This is a genomic window from Nocardia coubleae NBRC 108252 (assembly GCF_001612805.1).
Lineage (GTDB): Bacteria > Actinomycetota > Actinomycetes > Mycobacteriales > Mycobacteriaceae > Nocardia > Nocardia coubleae.
Genome location: NZ_BDBD01000032.1, coordinates 1 through 21,713, shown reverse-complemented (window position 1 = coordinate 21,713; position 21,713 = coordinate 1). Strand labels below are relative to the sequence as shown.

Annotated in this window: 19 protein-coding genes; 11 read left to right on the top strand and 8 right to left on the bottom strand. The window is 68.1% G+C overall.

Annotated elements, in window-relative coordinates; translation table 11 throughout:
* The first annotated feature begins 70 nt into the window (after positions 1–70).
* Both nucS and NCO8_RS29890 read left to right on the top strand, forming a co-directional pair.
* Complete coding sequence (gene nucS / locus NCO8_RS29895; protein WP_067645046.1) at positions 71–820, top strand: endonuclease NucS; 750 nt, start codon at positions 71–73, stop codon at positions 818–820.
* A gap of 11 nt (positions 821–831) precedes the next feature.
* Entirely contained in the window at positions 832–1,125 is a 294-nt protein-coding gene (locus NCO8_RS29890) for an Rv1322 family protein (RefSeq protein ID WP_067645043.1), read from the top strand.
* Between the two features lie 98 nt (positions 1,126–1,223).
* On the opposite strand, the gene NCO8_RS29885 is transcribed toward NCO8_RS29890, so the two are convergent.
* Together NCO8_RS29885 and mce are read right to left on the bottom strand one after the other, a co-directional pair.
* A complete protein-coding gene (locus NCO8_RS29885) occupies positions 1,224–2,228 on the bottom strand; it encodes a coiled-coil domain-containing protein (RefSeq protein ID WP_067498215.1) in 1,005 nt (334 codons plus the stop codon).
* 86 nt (positions 2,229–2,314) lie between these two features.
* On the bottom strand, positions 2,315–2,776 hold the full coding sequence (gene mce / locus NCO8_RS29880; protein ID WP_067498218.1) for a methylmalonyl-CoA epimerase: 462 nt from the start codon (positions 2,774–2,776) through the stop codon (positions 2,315–2,317).
* Between the two features lie 89 nt (positions 2,777–2,865).
* On the opposite strand from mce, the gene NCO8_RS29875 reads away from it, so the two are divergent.
* The 3 genes from NCO8_RS29875 (at position 2,866) to NCO8_RS29865 (ending at position 5,423) form a co-directional block, all read left to right on the top strand.
* Positions 2,866–4,050 carry an acetyl-CoA C-acetyltransferase gene (locus NCO8_RS29875; protein WP_067645040.1) on the top strand — a complete coding sequence of 395 codons (1,185 nt, stop codon included), beginning with the start codon at positions 2,866–2,868 and terminating at the stop codon, positions 4,048–4,050.
* A 91-nt stretch (positions 4,051–4,141) separates the two neighbouring features.
* The gene (locus tag NCO8_RS29870; RefSeq protein ID WP_067498224.1) at positions 4,142–4,507 is read left to right on the top strand and encodes a DUF3817 domain-containing protein; all 366 of its coding nucleotides are present in this window, start codon (positions 4,142–4,144) and stop codon (positions 4,505–4,507) included.
* Between the two features lie 61 nt (positions 4,508–4,568).
* A complete protein-coding gene (locus tag NCO8_RS29865; protein WP_067645037.1) occupies positions 4,569–5,423 on the top strand; it encodes a tetratricopeptide repeat protein in 855 nt (284 codons plus the stop codon).
* Positions 5,424–5,482: 59 nt separating this feature from the next.
* On the opposite strand, the gene glgB is transcribed toward NCO8_RS29865, so the two are convergent.
* The 3 genes from glgB to NCO8_RS29850 all read right to left on the bottom strand — a co-directional run bounded on the left by glgB (position 5,483) and on the right by NCO8_RS29850 (position 10,382).
* Complete coding sequence (gene glgB, locus NCO8_RS29860; RefSeq protein WP_067645034.1) at positions 5,483–7,639, bottom strand: 1,4-alpha-glucan branching protein GlgB; 2,157 nt, start codon at positions 7,637–7,639, stop codon at positions 5,483–5,485.
* Positions 7,640–9,640 (bottom strand): alpha-1,4-glucan--maltose-1-phosphate maltosyltransferase, encoded by a 2,001-nt coding sequence (locus NCO8_RS29855; RefSeq protein ID WP_067645052.1) that lies wholly within the window; start codon positions 9,638–9,640, stop codon positions 7,640–7,642.
* A gap of 148 nt (positions 9,641–9,788) precedes the next feature.
* On the bottom strand, positions 9,789–10,382 hold the full coding sequence (locus NCO8_RS29850; RefSeq protein WP_067645031.1) for a TetR/AcrR family transcriptional regulator: 594 nt from the start codon (positions 10,380–10,382) through the stop codon (positions 9,789–9,791).
* 79 nt (positions 10,383–10,461) lie between these two features.
* On the opposite strand from NCO8_RS29850, the gene NCO8_RS29845 reads away from it, so the two are divergent.
* The 6 genes from NCO8_RS29845 (at position 10,462) to NCO8_RS29820 (ending at position 17,397) form a co-directional block, all read left to right on the top strand.
* The gene (locus tag NCO8_RS29845; protein WP_067645049.1) at positions 10,462–10,902 is read left to right on the top strand and encodes a VOC family protein; all 441 of its coding nucleotides are present in this window, start codon (positions 10,462–10,464) and stop codon (positions 10,900–10,902) included.
* Between the two features lie 246 nt (positions 10,903–11,148).
* On the top strand, positions 11,149–13,719 hold the full coding sequence (gene glgP / locus NCO8_RS29840; protein WP_067645028.1) for an alpha-glucan family phosphorylase: 2,571 nt from the start codon (positions 11,149–11,151) through the stop codon (positions 13,717–13,719).
* 98 nt (positions 13,720–13,817) lie between these two features.
* Positions 13,818–15,179, top strand: coding sequence for an NCS2 family permease (locus NCO8_RS29835; protein ID WP_067645026.1), 1,362 nt, complete (start codon positions 13,818–13,820; stop codon positions 15,177–15,179).
* A gap of 64 nt (positions 15,180–15,243) precedes the next feature.
* Positions 15,244–15,657 carry an MTB12 C-terminal domain-containing protein gene (locus NCO8_RS29830; RefSeq protein WP_067645023.1) on the top strand — a complete coding sequence of 138 codons (414 nt, stop codon included), beginning with the start codon at positions 15,244–15,246 and terminating at the stop codon, positions 15,655–15,657.
* Between the two features lie 186 nt (positions 15,658–15,843).
* On the top strand, positions 15,844–16,398 hold the full coding sequence (locus NCO8_RS29825; RefSeq protein ID WP_067645020.1) for a DoxX family protein: 555 nt from the start codon (positions 15,844–15,846) through the stop codon (positions 16,396–16,398).
* 186 nt (positions 16,399–16,584) lie between these two features.
* The gene (locus NCO8_RS29820; RefSeq protein WP_067645018.1) at positions 16,585–17,397 is read left to right on the top strand and encodes a hypothetical protein; all 813 of its coding nucleotides are present in this window, start codon (positions 16,585–16,587) and stop codon (positions 17,395–17,397) included.
* Here the strand turns inward: NCO8_RS29820 and NCO8_RS29815 are convergent.
* The 3 genes from NCO8_RS29815 to NCO8_RS29805 all read right to left on the bottom strand — a co-directional run bounded on the left by NCO8_RS29815 (position 17,368) and on the right by NCO8_RS29805 (position 21,635).
* Positions 17,368–18,672 carry a glycosyltransferase 87 family protein gene (locus NCO8_RS29815; protein ID WP_245655553.1) on the bottom strand — a complete coding sequence of 435 codons (1,305 nt, stop codon included), beginning with the start codon at positions 18,670–18,672 and terminating at the stop codon, positions 17,368–17,370. The two genes, NCO8_RS29820 and NCO8_RS29815, sit on opposite strands and share 30 nt — an antisense overlap.
* A gap of 125 nt (positions 18,673–18,797) precedes the next feature.
* Positions 18,798–19,496, bottom strand: a complete 699-nt coding sequence (locus NCO8_RS29810) for a hypothetical protein (protein WP_067498254.1) — start codon at positions 19,494–19,496, stop codon at positions 18,798–18,800.
* A 93-nt stretch (positions 19,497–19,589) separates the two neighbouring features.
* Positions 19,590–21,635, bottom strand: coding sequence for an ATP-dependent DNA helicase (locus NCO8_RS29805; RefSeq protein WP_067645015.1), 2,046 nt, complete (start codon positions 21,633–21,635; stop codon positions 19,590–19,592).
* Between the last annotated feature and the right edge of the window lie 78 nt (positions 21,636–21,713).

The following is a 21,713-nucleotide window of genomic DNA, read 5'->3' as shown; positions in this document are numbered from 1 at the left end:
CACAAAAAGGCCCTCCAGCCACGCTGGAGGGCCTTTTTGCGTTCTCCGGAGCGTCCCCTAGAGTGGCCGGGTGCGCCTTGTCATTGCTCGTTGCCAGGTCGATTACGTCGGTCGGCTGACCGCTCACCTCCCGATGGCCCGCAGGCTCTTGCTCATCAAGGCCGACGGTTCGGTGCTGGTGCATTCCGACGGCGGCTCGTACAAGCCGCTCAACTGGATGAGCCCGCCGTGCTGGCTCCAGGAGCGCGACGTCGCCTCGCTGAACCCGCCTGCGGAACTGCCCGAGGGTGTGCGTCCGCTGCGCGAGGAGCCCATGAAGGCACCCGAGAACAACTTCAAGGCCCTGTGGGTGGTGACCAACAAGGCCGGCGAGGAACTGCGCATCGCGATCGAGGAGATCGAGCACGATTCCTCGCACGAGCTCGGTATCGATCCCGGCCTCGTGAAGGACGGTGTGGAGGCGCACCTGCAGGAGCTGCTCGCCGAGCATGTCACCAAGCTCGGGGAGGGGTACACCCTGGTGCGCCGCGAGTACATGACCGCGATCGGCCCCGTCGATCTGCTGTGCCGCGACGCCGACGGCGCGACGGTCGCCGTGGAGATCAAGCGCCGCGGCGATATCGACGGCGTCGAACAGCTCACCCGCTACCTGGAACTGCTCAACCGCGACCCGCTGCTCGCACCTGTGCGCGGCGTGTTCGCGGCCCAGCAGATCAAGCCGCAGGCCAAGACACTCGCCGAGGACCGGGGGATCCGTTGCCTCACGCTCGATTACGACGAGCTGCGTGGCACCGAGAGCAACGTTTTCCGGCTGTTCTAGGAAGCAGTGCCATGCCGCGTCGTAAACCGCGCCAGGAACGCCGTAGCGGCCCGCCGCCGCTCGGTGACGTGTACGGGCGCACCGAGGAGGGACCGGGCGGCGACGAGATCTATGTCGTGCGAACGGTTCCCGGTGCGCGTGCCGTGAAGACCTACCGCTGCCCGGGCTGTGACCACGAGATCGCGCCGGGAGTGGCCCATATCGTCGCGTGGGCCGTCGAGGGCGGTGAGGACGACCGTAGGCACTGGCATCAGGGTTGCTGGAACGGCAGGCGCACACGGGGCATCACGCGCCGCTGGTCCTGAACCAGGGCCGAGACGCCGAAAACCGGAGGCCACCTCGATGATTCGAGGTGGCCTCCGGTTTTCCAGGTGTAGACGTGTCGTCGCAGAGTCCGACAGGGTCAGTTGACGTCGGCGCTCTCGCGGTCCTCGTCGACGATGTCCTCGTCGGAGACCTCCGGGATGGCCTTGTTCTGGCGCGAGCCCGAGACGGACTTGTTGTTGCCATTGTTGTTGTTGCTGATCGACTTACGCTCCGGGGCGCCGTCGAGCAGTTCGCTCTCACGGTTGACCGCCGCCAGCATGGCGGGCACCGAGTCGAGCTGACCGCGGATACCGAGCAGCTGGGCAAGGACCCGGCCGCGCAGCACGCGCATCTCCTCGGCCAGTTCCTTCGCGTGCGCGATCTTGCGCTCGGAGGTCTGGGTGGCGGAGCTGATGAGGCGGTTGGCCTCGTCGGTCGCGTCCTTGATCCGCTGGGCGGCCTCGGCGCGGCTGGTGGCCTCGAGCTCCTCCATGGCACGAGTCAGCTTGGTGCGCCGATCGTTCATGGTGGCCTCGAAGTCCTGCTGGGTGGCCTTGCGCTTGGCCTCGGCCTCCTTGGCGAGACGCTCGGCCTCGGCCTGGGCGGCCTCGATGATCTTGGTCGACTCGGTGCGCGCCTTCGCGAGGGTCTGCTCGAACTCGATCTCGAGCGCCTCGCGCTTCTCCTTGGTCTCCGCGAGCAGCGACTCGTACTTGCCACGCATCTCGGTGGCCTGCTGCTCGGCGATCGACACCATCTCGGCAGCCTCGGCCTGGGCCAGTGCGCGAACCTCGGACGCTTCGTCCGAGGCCAGGCGCAGCATGCGCGAGATACGGTCGGACATACCTTCGGCGGTGGTCGGCGGCACGGAGAGCCGGTCGACCTCCTTGCGGAGCTCGTCGATCTCGTCCCGGGCGTCTTCCAGCTGGGCGGCGAGATTGCGGGCCTGCGCGGCGGCAGCATCCCGGTCGGTGGCGGTGACGCGAAGCTCCGCGTCGAAGCGGTCGAAGTAGTTGCGCACCTCGTCTTGCGCATAACCCTTGCGCACAACGGTGAAGGGCAGTGCAACGAAGCGATTGCGATCGGACTCAGGTGACGACATGGCACACAAAATACAGCCTCGAGCGACACGATGGAGACTCGACCGGGAATGTGATCTCGCCGAGATTTCCCGGTCCGACCGGCCTACTAGTGCGTAACATGCGGGTTCGGCTCCACGAGCTCGATCAGCACACCCCCAGCATCCTTCGGATGGACGAAATTGATGCGAGAATCAGCGGTTCCGTGTCGAGGGGCCTCGTACAGCAAACGCAGCCCACGCTCGCGCAGGAAGCCCGAAACGGCCTCGATATCGGTGACCCGGTAGGCCAGCTGCTGCAGTCCCGGGCCGCTGCGGTCGATGAACTTGGCGATGGTCGACTCGGGCGTGAGCGGGGCCAGCAATTGCAGGGCGGTCGCGCGGTCGGCGGCGGCCGGGCACGACAGCATCGCCTCGACGACGCCCTGGGCCTCGTTCACCTCGCGGTGGGTCTCGACCATGCCGAGGTTGTCGGTGTACCAGGCCACCGCGGTGTCGAGGTCGGGCACGGCGATGCCCACATGGTCGACGGCGATGACGTAGTCGGCGGGGATGAAGTTCGCATTGGTCACCCCACGAAGCTAGCGCGACCTGCGTACCAGCCGCCGGTCCGCAGGGGTTACCGTTGAGTACAGGTTCGAACTATGAATGCGAGGCTTGCGTGACCACTTCTGTCATCGTGTCCGGTGCGCGTACCCCGGTCGGGCGGCTGCTTGGCGGTCTGAAGGACTTCAAGGCCTCGGATCTGGCCGGTGTGGCCATCAAGGCCGCCCTGGAGAAGGGTGGCGTCGCGCCCGAGCAGGTCCAGTACGTGATCCTCGGCCAGGTGCTGCAGGCCGGTGCGGGGCAGCTGCCCGCGCGCCAGGCCGCCATCGCCGCGGGTATCCCGATGGACGTGCCGTCGGTGCTCGTCAACAAGGTCTGCCTGTCCGGCATCAACGCGATCGCCTTGGCGGATCAGCTGATTCGCGCCGGTGAGCACGAGATCATCGTGGCAGGCGGTATGGAGTCGATGAGCCAGACCCCGCACCTGCTGCCCAAGAGTCGCGAGGGCTTCAAGTACGGCAACACCACCCTCGTGGACCACATGGCCTACGACGGCCTGCACGACGTCATCACCGATCAGGCGATGGGTCTGCTCACCGAGGACCGCAACGACCTCGACAAGGTGAGCCGCGAGGAGCAGGACGCGTTCGCCGCCGCCTCGCACCAGCGTGCCGCGGCCGCGTGGAAGAACGGTGTGTTCGAGGGCGAGGTCGTGCCGGTGGCCGTGCCGCAGCGCAAGGGCGACCCGGTCTACGTCACCGAGGACGAGGGCATCCGCGCCGACACCACCGTCGAGTCGCTCGGCAAGCTGCGTCCGGCCTTCCGCAAGGACGGCACCGTCACCGCGGGCACCGCCTCGCAGATCTCCGACGGTGCGGCCGCGGTGGTCGTGATGAGCAAGGCGAAGGCCGAGGAGCTCGGGCTCGAGTGGATCGCGGAGATCGGTGCCTCGGGTCAGGTCGCCGGACCGGATTCGACCCTGCAGGACCAGCCGGCCAACGCGATCCTCGAGGCCTGCGCGAAGGAGGGCATCACGCCCGCCGACCTGGATCTGATCGAGATCAACGAGGCGTTCGCCGCCGTCGGTGTCTCCTCGACCAGGAAGCTCGGCTACGACCCGGAGAAGGTGAACGTCAACGGCGGCGCCATCTCCATCGGCCACCCGCTCGGCATGTCCGGTGCGCGCATCCTGCTGCACCTGGCGCTGGAGCTGAAGCGCCGCGGTGGTGGCGTTGGTGCTGCCGCGCTGTGCGGTGGTGGCGGTCAGGGTGACGCCCTGATCATCCGCGTGCCTGCCTGATATTTCGACGCGACCGGCCCCGGTGAGTTCCGGGGCCGGTTGTGACGGGTGCAACTACACGGTGTCGTAGGTCATGCGGCACAATGGGCGCATGGGTTTCTTTGATCTGCGGTCTGTCGCGAGTCGGTTTCGGTTCTTCGCAGTGCTCGAGGCCATTTCCTGGGTCGGTCTGCTGCTCGGAATGGCGTTCAAGTACCTGCCCGAGGAGGGCAACGAGATCGGTGTGAAGATCTTCGGTCCGGTGCACGGTGGCATCTTCGTGCTGTTCGTGCTGACCGCGCTGCTCACCGCCCGCGAGCTGAACTGGAACTGGAAGACCACCGTCCTGGCGCTCGCCTCGAGCATCCCGCCGCTGTTCACCGTGATCTTCGAGGCCTGGGCCGTGCGCACGGGCAAGCTCGGTGAGCTGAGTGCGAACAGCAAGGGCGCCGCGGCTGCCACCTCCAGCGCTTCGTGACAAACTGGAAACCGTGACTCGACCCGCTTCCCGTCGTCCTTCGCCCGCCGTCGCCGCTGCCATGTCAGGGGCGGTGGATCTGTCCGGTCTCAAGCAGCCTGCCGCCGCTCCGGGTGGCGCGGGCGCGCCGGGTGACCATTCGGTCACCGAGGCCGACTTCGAGACCAAGGTCATCCGACGCTCGATGCAGGTGCCCGTGGTTGTCGCGCTGTACTCGCAGCGCAGCCCGGGCAGCGTCGAGCTGGTGCGCACCCTGGAACGGCTCAATGCCGACGACCGTGGTGCGTGGGATCTGGCCGCGATCGAGGCCGAAGCCAATATGAACATCGTCCAGGCGCTGCGGGTGCAGGGCATTCCGACGGTGATCGCGGTGGCCGGTGGGCAGCCACTGGCCGACTTCGAAGGCGCTCAGCCCGAACCGCAGGTGCGTCAGTGGCTCGACGCGGTCGTCGAGGCGACCGCGGGCAAGCTCGAGGGCAACGGCGCGCAGGCCGAACCCGAGAACGACGACCCGCGCTTCGTGGCCGCCGAGAACGCGCTCGCCGAAGGTGACATCGCCGGTGCCGAAGCCGCCTACGAGGCCATCCTCGCCGAGGAACCGAACAATGCCGAGGCCAAGGCGGCGCTGCGGCAGCTGAAGTTCCTGACCAGGGCCCAGCAGATCGACCCGGGGGTGGTCGCCACCGCCGACGCCGATCCGGGCAATCTGGATGCCGCCCTCGGCGCCGCCGATGTGGAACTGCTCGAGCAGCGTCCCGAGGCCGCGTTCGACCGGATCATCGCCGTCGTCAAGCGCACCGCGGGCGATGACCGTGACCGGGCCCGCACCCGCCTGCTCGAACTCTTCGAATTGTTCGATCAGGCAGAGCCTTTTGTGATCGCCGCGCGGCGCAAGTTGGCCGCCGCGCTGTACTGACACCCATCGACCACGGGCCGCCCGGCAGTACGCCTGGGCGGCCCGTCGCACGTCCGGCCTCAGGCGGGCGCGCTCAACCAGAGGGCGCTGTGGGGAGCCAGGCGCACGGTGGTCGAGGCGGGGTGACCGTGCCAGGGGGTGTCCTCGGCTGTGACGGCACCGAGGTTGCCGATACCTGAACCGCCGTATCCGGTGGCGTCGGTGTTGAGGATCTCCGACCAGGAACCCGTGTGCGGCAAGCCGATTCGGTAGTTCTCGTGGGTGGCGCCGGAGAAGTTGAACACGCACGCGACCGCGCTGCCGTCACTACCCCAGCGCAGGAACGCGAAGACATTGGCGGCGCTGTCGTCGGCCTCGATCCAGGCGTGCCCGCCGGGGGTGGTGTCCTGCGACCACAGCGCCGGATGCGCCACGTAGGTGCGGTTGAGATCGGCGACCATGGTCGAAATGCCCTGGTGCAGTGGGTTTTCCAGTTCGTGCCAGTCGAGGCCGCGATCGTTGTCCCATTCGCGGAACTGGCCGAATTCCTGGCCCATGAACAGCAGTTGTTTGCCGGGGTGCGACCACATGTAGGCGAGCAGGGCGCGCACGCCGCTCGCCTTGGCGAAATCGTCGCCGGGCATGCGCGTCCACAGCGTGCCCTTGCCGTGCACCACCTCGTCATGACTGATCGGCAGCAGGTAGTTCTCGCTCCAGGCGTAGACGAGGGAGAACGTCATCTCGTTGTGGTGCCAGGCGCGGTGGATGGGGTCGCGGCCGAGGTAGCCGAGGGTGTCGTGCATCCAGCCCATGTTCCACTTCATGGTGAATCCGAGGCCGCCCACGTCGGTGCCACGGGTCACGCCGGGCCAGGTGGTGGATTCCTCGGCGATGGTCACCACGCCGGGGTGGGCGCCGTGCACGGTGTCGTTGAGTTCCTGCAGGAAGTCGACGGCTTCCAGGTTCTCGCGCCCGCCGTAGATGTTCGGTTCCCAGCCGCCCGCCGGGCGTGAGTAGTCCAGGTACAGCATCGAGGCGACGGCATCGACGCGCAGGCCGTCGATGTGGAATTCCTCGATCCAGAAGGTGGCGTTGGCGACGAGGAAGTTGCGTACCTCGTTGCGGCCGAAGTCGAAAACGTAAGTGCCCCAGTCGAGTTGTTCGCCACGGCGCGGGTCGGGGTGTTCGTAGAGCGGGGTGCCGTCGAAGCGGGCCAGCGCCCACTCGTCGCGCGGGAAATGGGCGGGTACCCAGTCGAGCAGCACGCCGATGCCCGCGTTGTGCAGGTGGTCGACGAAGTAGCGGAAGTCGTCGGGGGTGCCGAAACGCGAGGTCGGCGCGTAGTAGGAGGTGACCTGGTAGCCCCAGGAACCGCCGAAGGGATGCTCGGCCACCGGCAGCAATTCGACATGGGTGAAACCCGCTGCCCGGACGTATTCCGCCAGCTGCTCGGCGAGTTCGCGATAGTTCAGGCCGGGGCGCCAGGAGCCGAGATGCACCTCGTAGACGCTCATCGGGGAGCGGATGGCATCGGTGCTCGCGCGCCGGTCCAGCCAGGCGCTGTCGCCCCAGATGTGGTCGGCGCGGGCCACGACCGACGCGGTGGCGGGTGGCACCTCGGTGGCGAAGGCGAGCGGGTCGGCGTGGTCGACCACGCGACCGTCGGCACCGTGCACCCGGTACTTGTAGCGCGTGCCCGGACCGACACCGGGAACGAAGACCTCCCACACCCCGGAAGTGCCGAGCGCGCGCATCGGCGCCGATTGCCCGCCCCAGTGGTCGAAGTCGCCGAATACCGTGACGCCACGCGCGTTGGGTGCCCACACCGCGAACGACGTGCCGTCGACATCGCCGTCGAGGGTGGTGTAGTGGCGGGGATGCGCGCCGAGCACCTCCCAGAGCCGGGTGTGCCTGCCCTCGCCGATGAGATGCAGGTCGAATTCACCGACGGTCGGCAGGAAGCGGTAGCCGTCGGCGGTGACGACCGTCGGGCCGCCGGGGTATTCGGTGCGCACCCGGTAGTCGTCGATCCGGGGGTACGGCAGGACGGCCGCGAAGATGCCGTGGCCCAACGACTTCAGCCGGTGTTCGGCGCCGCCGACGAGGACGGTCACCGTGTCGGCGTGCGGACGCAGCACGCGCACGGCGGTGCCGTCGGCGTGGGGATGGGAGCCGAGAACGGTGTGCGGGTCGGGATGGGTACCCGCCGCCAGCAGCATCAGATCGCGGCGCTTCATCTAGAAGCTCCGCCGGAAGGCGAGGGCCGCACGGGCTTCGGCGGGCACCGCGGGCAGGGCGATGATGTGGGCGACCGCGCGTGCCGGGTCGAGCCGCACCCAGTTGCGCTGGCCCCAGTGGTATTCCTCGCCGCTCACCTCGTCGAACACCACCGGGTGGTCGTGCCATTCGCGGCCGATCGTCGGCATGTCCAGGCTGACGTGACCGTCCTCGGCGGCGTAGGGGTTGAGATTGACGATCACCAGCACCGCGTCGCCGCTGACCGGATCGAATTTCGAATAGGCGATCAGCGCGTCGTTGTCGACGTGGTGGAAGTGGATGCAGCGCAACTGTTGCAGCGCGGGGTGATTGCGGCGGATCTCGTTGAGCCGGGTGAGCCACGGTTCCAGCGACTCGCCGCGGTCGAGGGCGGCGGCGAAGTCGCGCGGGCGCAGTTCGTACTTCTCCGAATTCAGGTATTCCTCGCTGCCCGGGCGCACGGCCTCGTGCTCGAACAGTTCGTAGCCCGAATACACGCCCCAGGTGGGGCTGAGGGTGGCGGCGAGGGCGGCGCGCAGGGCGAACATGCCGGGGCCGCCGTGCTGCAGGCTCTCGTGCAGGATGTCGGGGGTGTTCACGAACAGGTTGGGCCGGGCCTCGTCGGCCTTGGCGGCCAGTTCGTCGCCGAACTCGGTGAGTTCCCACTTTTGCACGCGCCAGGTGAAATACGTGTAGGACTGCGTGAATCCGCGCCTGGCCAGGCCGTATAGGCGGGCCGGGCGGGTGAAGGCCTCGGAAAGGAAGATCACGTCGGGGTCGGTGCGGCGCACCTGCGCGATCAGCCACTCCCAGAAGTCGGCGGGCTTGGTGTGCGGGTTGTCGACGCGGAAGATGCTGACGCCCAACGCGATCCAGTGGCGCACCACCCGCAGCACCTCGGCGTAGATGCCGTCGGGGTCGTTGTCGAAATTGACCGGGTAGATGTCCTGGTACTTCTTGGGCGGGTTCTCCGCGAAGGCGATGGTTCCGTCGGGAAGGGTGGTGAACCACTCCGGATGCTCGGTGACCCAGGGGTGGTCGGGGGCGCACTGCAGGGCCAGGTCGAGGGCCACTTCGAGGCCGAGTTCGGTTGCCCTGGCGACGAACTCGGTGAAATCGGCCTCGGTGCCGAGTTCGGGGTGGATGGCGTCGTGACCGCCGTCGGCCGAGCCGATGGCCCAGGGTGAGCCGACATCGCCGGGCTCGGTGGTCAGGGAGTTGTTGCGGCCCTTGCGGTTCACCGTCCCGATGGGGTGGATCGGTGGCAGGTAGACCACGTCGAAGCCCATGCCCGCGATGCGGGGAAGGTCGCGGGCGGCCGTGGCGAAAGTGCCGTGCACCGGGTTGCCTTCGGCGTCGCGGCCACCGGTCGAGCGGGGGAAGAACTCGTACCACGAACCGACGAGGGCCCGACGGCGTTCGGCGAGTACCGAGAACTGCTGACCGCGCGTGACCATCTCCCGCAACGGGGTGGCCCGTAGGATCTCGGCGACTTCCTCGGTGAAGGCAGGCGCCACGCGCGCCGGGAGTTGTTCCTCGCTACGCAGGGCGTTCGCGACGGCGTGCAGCCGCTCGAACTGCCGCTTCGGCACCGCCTGGGCGGCGCGCTCGAACAGGCGGGCGCCGATCTCGAGATCGTTGGCGAGATCGGCGGCCGACTGACCGACCGACAGCTTCGCCTCGACCGCCGAGCGCCAGGTGGCGATGGGATCGCTCCAGCCCTCGACCCGGTAGGTCCACACGCCCGGCACGTTGGGGGTGAACACCGCGTTGAACACGTCGGGTTCGTAGTCGGGCGTCATCCGGATGCGGGTGATCCGTGACGACCCGGGCGCACGCACGGCGAGCGTGGCCGCGACCGCGTCGTGGCCTTCCCGCCACACGACCGCACGCACGGGAAATACCTCGCCGACCACGGCTTTGGCGGGTCGTCCGCCAGGGATCCACGGGGCGATGTCATCGATGGCTATCCGGCCGCTCACATCCCACAACGTACTGGTTTCCGGCGGTTCTTGGCGCGCACGCGCGGGCCTCGGCGGCCGGATCGAGACCGAGGGGCCCAAGATCGCCGCGATCCAGCGCGGCATTCGTCGATGGCGACAGGCGGTGTGCGGCCGGAGGTGCTGTCGGCTAGTGGGTGGTTCGGAGTGCGGTGAGGAGGTGGTCGAGTGCGGTGATGGTATGTGGGAGGGCGGTGGGGTCGTCGGTATCCGCCAGCCAGAGGGCGGCTTCGTTCATGGCGCCGGAAAGGAGGTGGGTCAGCGGGGCGACTGGTTGTGGGGGGAGGGTGCCCGCGTCGATCAGGGTTTGCAGGGCCTCGCAGAGGTGGCGGGCGGAATTGGCCTCGTCGAGGGCGCGCCACTCGTGCCAGCCGAGTACCGCTGGGGCGTCGACCAGCATGATGCGCTGGATGTGCGGGTCGGCGCAGGCGCGCAGGAACGCCGCGCAGCCGGTGGTGAGCTGGGTCCAGGGGTCGGGTTCGGTGTCGGCGGCGGCCGCTACCTGCTCGCCGACCTCCTGCTGCACCTGCGCGAGGACAGCCTTGAACAGGTCGGCCTTGCTCTCGAAGTGGTGATACAGCGCGCCTTTGGTGACACCGGCTGCGGTGACTATCTCCGCGAGGCCGACTGCCGCATAGCCTTTCGCGGCGAACAGCTCCCTGCTCACCCGCACCAGCAGGCGTCTGGTCTCCTCGCGCTGCTGCGCCCGTGCCGTCGAAACCATCGCCGTCCTCCCATTGACCTACCACCGGTATGTGAACTAGCCTACGACACATACCAACGGTATGTGAAAGGTGAACACCATGCGGCTCAGCAGCTGTTACCCCGTCCTCGCCACCAGCCGAATCGCAGAATCGCGCGACTTCTACACCACCTGGTTCGGCTTCGAGATCACCTTCGAAGCCGACTGGTACGTGAGCCTGCGCCGCCCCGGCCGCGACGGCGAACCGACCTGCGAACTGGCCCTTCTCGATCCAACCCACCCCACCGTCCCAGCCGGCTACCGCAAACCCGTCCAGGGCCTACTGCTGAACTTCGAGGTAGACGACGTAGACGCCGAATGGGAACGAATGGTCGTCACCGGCGGCCTCCCCACCGAACTAGACCTACGCACTGAAGACTTCGGCCAACGCCACTTCATCCTCGCCGACCCATCAGGCGTACTGATCGACGTCATCACCGAAACCCCACCCACCCCCGAGTTCGCCGCCCAGTTCACCCCGGACGCCACAGCAACCGACTGAGCACAGAGAACAACTCACCGAGAACGGTCCTACGCTGACCCGCGACTCCGCCTAGCCGCCGACGCAAAGCCCCCCACGCCCGAGTCTGGCCAGAGTCTCCGGCGCAGCAGGCGAGCACATGGGTAACTCCCTGGGAACGGGCTCACCCAGCCACCTCCCCAAAGCTTGCCGCGTCCCCAACTCACCCCGCGCCTGAGTCTGGCCTGAAGTCGCGGGGAGGCGGACAGCCCAGCTAGTGTTTGGCGGGTGAAGGCACTTCGTCGGTTCACTGTCCGTGCCCATCTGCCGCAGCGGCTCGCCGCGCTGGGTGAGTTGTCGACGAACCTGCGGTGGTCGTGGCACGGCCCAACCCAGGATCTGTTCGCCGACCTGGACCGGGAGCTCTGGCGCACGGTCGGCCAGGACCCGGTGCGGATGCTGGGGGAGGTGCCCGCCGAGCGGCTCGACGAGCTCGCCGCCGACCCCGCCTATCGCGCGCGCGTCGACGCGGCCGCCGAGGGCCTGCGTGACTATCTGAGCAGGCCGCGCTGGTTCCAGGAGCAGCAGACCACCCGGGTGGCCGGGATCGCCTATTTCTCGATGGAGTTCGGTGTCACCGAGGTGCTGCCCAACTATTCGGGTGGGCTCGGGATCCTCGCCGGTGACCACCTCAAGGCGGCGTCGGATCTGGGTCTGCCGCTGATCGGTGTGGGGTTGCTGTACCGGTCCGGGTACTTCCGGCAGTCGCTGTCGGCCGACGGGTGGCAGCGCGAGCACTACCCGGCGCTCGACCCGCAGGGTCTGCCGCTGCGCCTGCTGACCAGTGACGGTTCGCCGGTGCTGATCCATGTCGCCATGCCGGAGGGGCGGGTGCTGCGGGCGCGGGTGTGGATCGCCCAGGTGGGGCGGATCCCGTTGTTGCTGCTCGACTCCGACATCGCCGAGAACGACCCGGAACTGCGCGCGGTCACCGATCGCCTCTACGGCGGCGATCAGGATCACCGGATCAAGCAGGAGATCCTCGCGGGTATCGGTGGGGTGCGTGCGGTGCGGGCCTACACCCGTGCCAACGGCCTGCCCGACCCCGACGTGTTCCATATGAACGAGGGTCACGCGGGTTTCCTCGGGGTGGAGCGCATCCGCGAATTCGTCGCGGACGGACTGGATTTCGATACCGCGCTGGCAACGGTGCGGGCCGGCACGGTGTTCACCACCCACACCCCGGTGCCCGCCGGTATCGACCGGTTCCCGATGCCGTTGGTGCGCAGGTACTTCGGCGGCGCCCACGGTGAGACCGAATCCGCCTTGCTGCCAGGGCTTTCCGTCGACCGGATCCTCGCTTTCGGGCGCGAGGCCGATCCGTCGGTGTTCAATATGGCCCACATGGGTCTGCGGATGGCCCAGCGCGCCAACGGCGTCTCGCGGTTGCACGGTGAGGTGAGCCGGGACATGTTCGCCGGGCTCTGGCCGGGATTCGACGCCGCCGAGGTGCCGATCGGTTCGGTCACCAACGGCGTGCACGCGCCGACCTGGGCTGCCCGCGAATGGATCGACAAAGCGCGCGAACTCGTCGGCCCCGAACTGGTGGAGGAGGCGCGCGGCTGGGAGAAGCTCAGCGACGTCGACCTCGAGCAGCTGTGGACCACCCGGAACACGTTGCGCGGGGTACTGATCGAGGAGGTCCGCCGCAGGCTGCGCGAGTCCTGGTATCAGCGTGGCGCCGCCGAGGCCGAATTGGGTTGGGTGGACGAGGTTTTCGACCCGAATGTCCTCACCATCGGTTTCGCCCGCCGGGTGCCGACCTACAAGCGCCTCACGCTCATGCTGCGTGACCCCGACCGGCTGCGCGCCCTGCTGCTCGACCCCGAACGCCCGGTGCAGCTGGTGGTCGCGGGCAAGAGTCACCCCGCCGACGACGGCGGCAAGGCGCTCATCCAGCAGGTCGTCCGGTTCGCCGACGATCCGGCCGTGCGCCACCGCATCGTGTTCCTGCCCGACTACGACATGTCCATGGCCCGCTACCTGTACTGGGGTTGCGATGTGTGGCTGAACAATCCGCTGCGCCCGCTCGAGGCGTGCGGCACCTCGGGCATGAAGTCGGCGCTCAACGGCGGGCTCAACCTCTCGATCCGTGACGGGTGGTGGGACGAGATGTACGACGGTGAGAACGGCTGGTCGATCCCCACCGCCGATGGTGTGCGCGACGAGGTGCGCCGCGACGACCTCGAGGCGGCGGCGCTCTACGACCTGGTCGAACGCACCGTCGCACCCCGCTTCTACGACCGGGACGCGAACGGCGTGCCGGTCCGGTGGACCGAGATGGTCCGCCACACCCTGCAGACCACCAGCCCGAAGGTGCTCGCCTCGCGCATGGTCCGCGACTACGCCGAGCAGTACTACGGTCCGGCGGCCGCGGCGTTCGCGACCGCATCGGCCGACGACTACGCCGGCGCGGCGCGGGTCGCGGAGTACCGGCGCCGGGTGGAGGCCGCGTGGCCTTCGGTGCGCGTCACCCAGGTGGACAGCGCGGGGTTGCCCGACACCCCGGTGATCGGTGCGGAACTGTCGCTGGACGCGCGCGTGGAACTCGGTGGGCTCGCGCCTTCGGATGTGGTGGTGCAGGCGGTACTCGGGCGGGTGTCGCCCGACGACGACCTGTCCGACACCACGACCATCGAGATGCGGCACACCGGCAGCGACGGCGCGACGGAGCTCTATGAGGTGCACGCGCCGGTCCCGCTCTCGGGTGCGGTCGGGTACACGGTTCGTGTGCTTCCCCACAATCCCCTGCTCGCCACCGACGCCGAACTCGGCGTGGTGGCCGTCGCGGGCGCGTGACCCTACACCCCCGGGCGATCGCGGGTTCTTCGATTCAGTGAACTTTCCGCTACCGTTCCTGGGCATCCTTCTTCTTTGAACCCGCGGACTGGAGAGTCATGGCCAGCGATGTCGTAACCCGCGCCCGGCGGCGCATCGACGGATACTTCGGTATCACGTCGACCGGGTCAACCTTCAAGCGCGAGGCGATGGCGGGCACGGTCACGTTCCTGGCGATGTCGTATGTGCTCGCGGTGAACCCGTCGATCCTCGGCGACGAAGGTGCGCTGGGCGACAAGGGCATTCCCATGCAGGCCGTGTTCACCGCGACCGCCGTCGCTGCCGTGTTCGGCACGCTGGTGATGGGTCTGTGGGCCAAGTATCCGATCGCACTCGCGCCGGGTATGGGGCTCAACGCCTTCTTCGCCTACACCGTGGTGTTGGGCATGGGCATTCCGTGGCAGGTCGCGTTGTCGGGCACGTTCCTGTCCGGCGTCATCTTCTTCGTGCTCGCGATCACCAAGGTCCGCGAACGGATTCTCAATGCGATCCCGTTGCAGATGAAGTTCGCCGTCGGCGCGGGTATCGGGTTGTTCGTCGCGTTCCTCGGGCTCAAGAACGCGGGCATCGTGGTCAACAACGAGGCGACCCTCGTCTCGCTCGGTGACTTCACCAAGGGCACTACGCTGCTCGCGCTGTTCGGCCTGGTGGTGACCGTGATCTTCCTGGTGATCGGCTGGCACGGCGCGGTGCTCTACGGCATCGTCGCCACCACGATCGTCGGCATGGTCTCGGGGCTGGTGAAGGTGCCCGACGGCATCGCCGAGATGCCAAAGGGGCTGGACGAGACCTTCGGGCAGGCCATCATCCATCTGCCCGACGCGTTCACCGGGCAGATGATCGTCGTCGTGCTCACCATGCTGTTCGTCGACTTCTTCGATGCCTCGGGCACGCTGATCGGCGTCGCGAATCAGGCGGGCCTGCTCAACAAGGACGGCACGCTGCCCCGTGCGGCGAGTGCGATGGCCGCCGACTCGGTCGGCACCACCGCGGGCGCGATCATCGGTACCTCTACGACCACGGCGTACGTGGAATCGACGGCGGGTGTGTCGGCCGGTGGTCGGACCGGGCTCACCGCGGTGACCACCGCGGGCTGGTTCCTGATCGCGATGTTCTGCTATCCGGTCTTCTCGGTGATCGCGGGGTCGGCCGAGGTCACCTCGGCCGCGCTGATCGTGGTCGGCGTTCTCATGGCCCGCGCCCTCGGCGATATCGACTGGCAGCATCTCGAGTACTCGGTGCCCGCGTTCATCACCGTCATCATGATGCCGCTGACGTATTCGATCGCCAACGGGCTGGCGATGGGCATGATCTTCTACCCCGTCGTGATGGTCGCCAAGGGTCGGGCAAGGGAAGTGCACCCGGCGATGTGGGCGCTGATGGTGCTGTTCCTCGCCTACTTCTTCTTCCTGGTCGAGTAGGTGATCCGGGCGTAGGTATGTCTATACTCAGCCTAGGCTTGCCTAACTTGAAGGAGATTTACCTATGAAGCGCTCGTTCGCTGCCGCGTCCCTGGCGGTTGCCACTCTCTTCGCGCCGGTCACCGCTGCCGTCGTCGCCACCGCGCCCGCCGCGATCGCCGCCCCGGCGACCCCGTCGGCCGGTGAGCTGCAGGGCAAGCTGCAGGCCGCCATGAACGGCTCGGCCGCCGAGCTCGAGTCGGGCAACCCGGGCGGCCTCGCGGTCGTGAACCAGACGGTCAACCGCATCCCCGGCTACAGCTGGAGCGTCTCCGGTCCGGTCACCGTCGAGGGCGACACCCTGTCGGCCACGCTGAACAGCACCCTCGGTGACTACACCTTCCCGATCCCGGTGACCTGGAAGGACGTCGACGGCACCTGGAAGCTGTCGCAGGAGTCGGAGAGCACCCTGGTGAGCTACGCGACCATGGCCTGGTGAGCTGAAAAGTTCCCAATGGAAGGGTCGTCCCGATCGGGGCGGCCTTTTCGCATTTTTGTGATGAGGATCACGTCGTTCGAGGGGCTGGTGTGAAATAGTGGTCCCGGCCCCAGGGGTTGTGACCGAGTGGGCAATCGGACTCCAGTCCGATTGCGGGATGCTTCGAATCGCAGATGAGGACACGCCATGACCGACACCGCCACGCGCATCGCTCCGAGCACTACCGCTACTACCGACGAAGCCACCGCGACCAGCATCGGCCTGCTGGTTCTCCGCATCGGCTTCGGCGGTCTGATGGCCGCCTACGGCACCCAGAAACTCTTCGGCTGGTTCAACGGTATGGGCTGGCAGACCACCGCTGACAGCTTCACCGCCATGGGTTACAACCCCGGCGAACTGTTCGGCACGCTGGCCGGTGTCACCGAACTCGTCGGTGGCCTGCTGCTGGTGTTCGGCCTGTTCACTCCGCTGGCGGGCGCCATCGTGCTCGGCACCATGATCAACGCGATCAACGTGATGTGGGCCGGTGGTCTCTTCCCGACCGATCCCGCCGTCCCGGGCTTCACCACCCCGCTGCTGTTCGCGCTCGTCGCGGGCGCGCTGGCCTTCACCGGCCCCGGCCGGTTCTCGCTCGACGCCGGTCGTCCGTGGGAGCGCCAGGGCGTGGTGTGGGGTGCGGCGGCCGTCGGCATCGCTGTCGCGGCGGCCGTGTTGACGCTGATCCTCAAGGCTGCGCTCTGACACAGCTGTTCCGGCGGCGCGGTGACTTCGGTTGCCGCGCCGCTTTTTTCGTCATGCGCTGGTCACTTTTTCGATGCCGTGGGTTGCCCGGAGTGTGCGCGGGTGTCGGCGGGGGCGGATAGTCTCGTCGGCGATACCGCTCGCACGGTGTCGACCATCGTCCGCGCGTCGAAGAGGAGAGCTGCGATGAAGGCCTATGACCTGGGGTTCGGGGATTCGGCGGACAAACTGGCCGAGACACCGGGTGGTGAACCGCTCGAGCTGGTCTCGCCGGTGCGCGCCGGGTGGATCGGTAGCGAAGGTCCCGGCATAGATCCGGCGACGTGGCCGCGCGGACCGGTCACCGGGCTGCCGATGATGCACGCGCTCACCCTGCGGCTGCCCGCCGACTTCCAGCGGCGCGGACCCGGCTTTCCGGCGATCGCTTTCTTCCAGGGCGAGGGGCAGTTCGCCGACGCGACCGCTCCGGTCGAGGCCGACGCAGGCTCCGACGACCCGCTGGCGCGCGACCTGGTCGCCACCCGTCTGCACCCGCAGCTGAATCTGCTGCACGACGAGATCGGCGGGGTGTTCGCGCTGATCTGGTTGACCGAGAAGGAATTCGAGGCCGGGCCGGTGGCGCCGCCCGCCGATATCCGCCCGCCCGGCTCGCCCGCCGCGAGCGACGAGGGCTGTAATGCCTGGGACGACGTGCACCCGACCATCGGTGTGTGGCTGGCCGAGCGCGTCGACGATCCCAATGTCGGCATCCCGCCCGTCGAGTACGTGCCCGACACCGCCTACCAGGACCCGCTCACCGACGATGCGGGCTGGACCCCGTGGGCCGAACCGCTGTTCGGTCGCTCCCATCTCGGCGGCACCGCCTTCCCCGTGCAGGCGCTGCCCGAGGGGCTCACGCCCTACTACCTCGAGATCGAGGAGGTCTCGGGCATGAACTTCGGCGGCGGCAACGCCCAACTCGACCTGGAGTCAGGCGTTTTCGACTGGGCGTGCGGGTAGCTTCTCCGGGATCACGACGGTGTCGACGGCTGTGGCCGCAGGCGAAATGCCTTCGGCCACAGCTGGTTTCAGCCTCCCTCGATACACGTGGACGGCGATGCCCACGAGCACGATCAGGTAGATGACGACGTAGATGTTCAGCAGCACCTGGTGGAAGGGCCACCACGGTGGCAGCAGGAAGGTGCCGACACTGACCCAGGTGGGGGTGTAGGTGTAGGTCCAGGCGGCGACGGCCAGGTAGAGGCCTGCGGCGGCGAGGAACCACGGCAACCGGGTCTGGGCGCGGTGGATGAGGTACACCAGCAGCGGCACGAACCAGACCCAGTGGTGGCCCCACGAGTAGGGCGACACTGCGCAGGCGGTGAGGCCGCCCAGGGTCACCGACAGCAGCGGTTCGTCGCGGCGCACGAGCACGGCCGCCAGCCACAGCGCGACCAGCGCCACCGGCACCGCGATCAGCAACCACAACCACACCGGCGCCGGGTCGTGCAGCAGATGGGCGATCGCGCCGCGCAGCGACTGGTTCGACGGATGCACATCGGGAGCGATCCGGCCCGACTGGAAGAACGTGGAGGTCCAGTACTGGTAGGAATCGCGCGGCAGGATCAGGCCGGTCAGCCCGATCGTCGCCACGAAGGTGAGTGCGGCGGTGAGCGCCGCCCGCCACCGGCGCTGCGCCGCGTACTGGGCGATGAAGAACAGCGGGGTCAATTTTATGCCCGCCGCGATACCGACGCCCAGGCCACGCAACTTGCTGTCGGGCCCGCGGGAGAAGTCCCACAGCACAAGCATCATCAGCCACAGATTGATCTGCCCGTAGTACAGCGTTGTCCGCACCGGCTCGATGAAGGTGCAGGCCAGGCCGATGAGCATGCTGAGCACGACCAGGCGCGGCGTCACCCGGTAACCGAGCATCCGCCAGCTCTGCAGCACACACACCACCAGAACCACCAGGTTGAGTACCAACCAGACCGAGGTGACCAGGTCCCACGGCACGAGGAGCAGCGGCAGGAACACCAGTGCCGAGAACGGCGTGTAGGTGTAGAGCAGGCCGTAGTGGGTCGGCTCGATGTAGAGCGCCTTGTCGTGGAGCGCTCGCCAGCCGCCGTCGCGGTAGATGTGCACGTCCAGGCCGCCGGCGAGGATGCCGCCGCTGTTCATGTGCGGGTCCATGGTGGTGAACAGCAGCGTCACGCCGAGGGCTGCGGTACCGAGTAGCAGGATGAGCGTCAGGGTGATGCGCGGCAATTCCGCGCGTCGAGATCTCTCCGCCACGGCCGTGCTACCGGCCGGCTCGCGTCGTATGCACGACTAAGAACCTACCGCGCCGGTCTCCGGGGGTCGCCCTCGGTAGGCACCGTCTATCAATTGGACACTGTAGAGCCGCGCTGACCTGCGGTTCACGCGTGCAGGGTGAGCATGGTGTCGGCGCCGTGATGGAATTCGTAGCGAGTTTTGCGTAACGAGGTCCGGATGCCCTTGTCGTGCAGTTCGGTTCGCAGGTGGGCGATCAGGTCGTCGAGCGGGGCACCGGTGTAGTCGAGCAGCGGGTACACCCTGGTCTCGACCGTGGCTACTCGGGTGAGTTCGAGCAGGGCGGCCAGGTGGAAGTCGGCGTCGAGCCGGTCGGCGTAGCTGAACAGCAGGTGCGAGCTCAACGCCAGATCGAAGGAGCCGTCGGCGCACGGCAGCGAGGGCAGGCGCCCGGCGAGGTAGCGGTGCGGTGCGGCGCACACGTCGACGGCGAAGCGGGCGGCGGCCGCGCGGCGCATCGCGGCCTGCTCGGCGGTGCCGCCGTACCAGTCCCAGCGGTAGCGGCCCGCGTGACGGTGCGCCCACGCCACCGCGCGCTCGGTTTCGGGGACGGCGCGGGCGGCCAGTTCGCCGGGCTCGCTCGCGTAGATGGGGTCGATCGCGGTGACCTCGGCACCGAGGGCACTGGCCTCGGCGGCGAAACTCGCCGCGCCGCCGGGGCAGTCGAGGATGCGTCGGCCGGACAGGTCGTCGTCGGACAGGCAGAACATCGCGCGGTACTCGGCCAAAGATCTTGCGCTGACCAGAAATTCGTCGAGTACCTCGCCATCGGCGTGGTGCGTCATCACCCAACCGTCTCACGGGTCACATTCGGCTGGTAGTGATTTCGCCGGTGTGGTCACCCGGATTGCACGACTCGCGGTGAAAAACTGTGTCGCTCAAGCGGATGCGGTGAGCCTGCGCAACGCCTTGGCTACCACCTGCGGGTCGGTGGTCTCCCAGTACGGCGGCAGCGAGGCTCGCAGATAACCGCCGTAGCGGGCGGTCGCCAGGCGCGAATCGAGGATGGCGACGACCCCGCGGTCGTCGACACTGCGCAGCAACCGGCCGGTGCCCTGGGCGAGCAGCAGCGCGGCATGGTTGGCCGCCACCGCCATGAACCCGTTGCCGCCACGCGACTCGACCGCGCGCTGGCGTGCGGTGAGCAGCGGGTCGTCGGGGCGGGGGAACGGAATGCGGTCCAGGATCACCAGACTCAGCGAAGGGCCGGGCACGTCGACGCCCTGCCACAGGGTCAGGGTGCCGAACAGGGACGTGGCCGGGTCGTCGGCGAACTTGCGCACCAGCGCGCCCATCGAATCGTCGCCCTGGCACAGCACCGGGGTGTCGAGCCGTTCACGCAGCGCCTCGGTGGCCGCCTTGGCCGCGCGCATCGAGGAGAACAGGCCGAGCGTTCGCCCGCCGGCGGCGGTGATGAGCTGCTCGATCTCGTCGAGGTAGGTGGGGGAGAGGCCGTCGCGGCCCGGTGCGGGCAGATGCTTGGCGACGTACAAGATGCCCGACTTGGCGTGGTCGAACGGGGAGCCGACGTCGAGGGAACTCCAGCGCACCGACTCGGTGTCGGCCGGTGGCGTCGCGCCGTTGGCCAATGCCGGATCGGTCTTGCCGGACGACTGCGAGGGCAGGCCCCAGGTGATCGCGAGACCGTCGAACGATCCACCGATCTGCAAAGTCGCCGAGGTGAGGATGACGGTCGCGGTGCCGAAGAGCCTGCTGCGCAACAACCCACCCACCGACAGCGGCGCCATCCGCAGCGTGCGGCGCGCGACACCGCGCACCTCGTCGGCCGAGAGCCAGATGACATCGTGGCGCGCGGCCGGATCGGACTCCTCGAACGCGGTGAGCGCGCGCACTGCCGCGTCGTGCACCTCGTCGAGCGCGGCGACGGCCAAGGTCTTGGCGGCGGCATTGTCCGGGTCGTCCTGGGTTTTCACGCTTCCCTGCGGTGCGAGCGCGGTGCGCGCGTTCCAGGCGGCATCGCGCACGAGAGCGAGAACGGGAGCGATGCCGTCGGGCAGCTGGTCCCAGCGACCGGCAGGTAGGTCCTCGATGGCCTGGTGGAAGGCTTCGGCGGCGCCCTCGAGCCGGTCGACCTCGCGCTCGTCGACCAGCTTGGTGCAGCGGCGGGCGGCGGCGCTGATGGCGGGTGCGGCCAATTCGGCGGTGGCGACGCCGGTGACCCGGTCGACCAGTTCGTGCGCCTCGTCGATGACGACCACATCGTGCTCGGGCAGGATCTGGATGCCGCTGATGGCGTCGATGGCCAGCAGCGCGTGATTGGTGACCACCACATCGGCCTGCGCCGACTCCGCGCGCGCCTTCTCGGCGAAACAGTCCTGACCGAACTGGCAGCGGGACTTGCCGAGGCACTCGCGCGAGGACACGCTCACCTGCCGCCAGGCCCGATCGCTCACGCCGGGGGCGAGTTCGTCGCGGTCGCCGGTCTCGGTGTCGGAGGCCCACTCGTTGAGGCGCTGCACCTCGCGGCCGAGGCGGGAGATGGCGAAGGCGTCGAACAGCTCCGCCTCGCCGCCGGTGTCCTCGGGGATCACGCTGTTGATCTTGTTCAGGCACAGATAGTTGTTGCGGCCCTTGAGGATCGCGAACTGTGGGACGCGACCGAGCGGTTTGGTGAGCGCCTCGGCCAGGCGGGGCAGATCGCGGTCGACGAGCTGACGTTGCAGCGCGATGGTCGCCGTGGACACCACGACTGTTCGCCCGGTGCGCACCGCGTGCCGCAGGCTCGGCACCAGATAGGCCAGCGACTTACCGGTGCCGGTCCCCGCCTGCACGGCCAGGTGTTCCTTGGTGTCGATCGCGTGGTCGACGGCGGTGGCCATGGTGGTCTGCCCGGTGCGCTCGGTGCCGCCGAGGGCATGCACGGCGGTGGCGAGCAGGTCGGCGACGGGGGGGAGTTCGGGCACGCAAGGCAGCTTATCCGTGGGGTCGGACAGGTTCGCGGGTGGAGGATCCGGGGTCTTGTGATTGCGGGGGGTATTGGG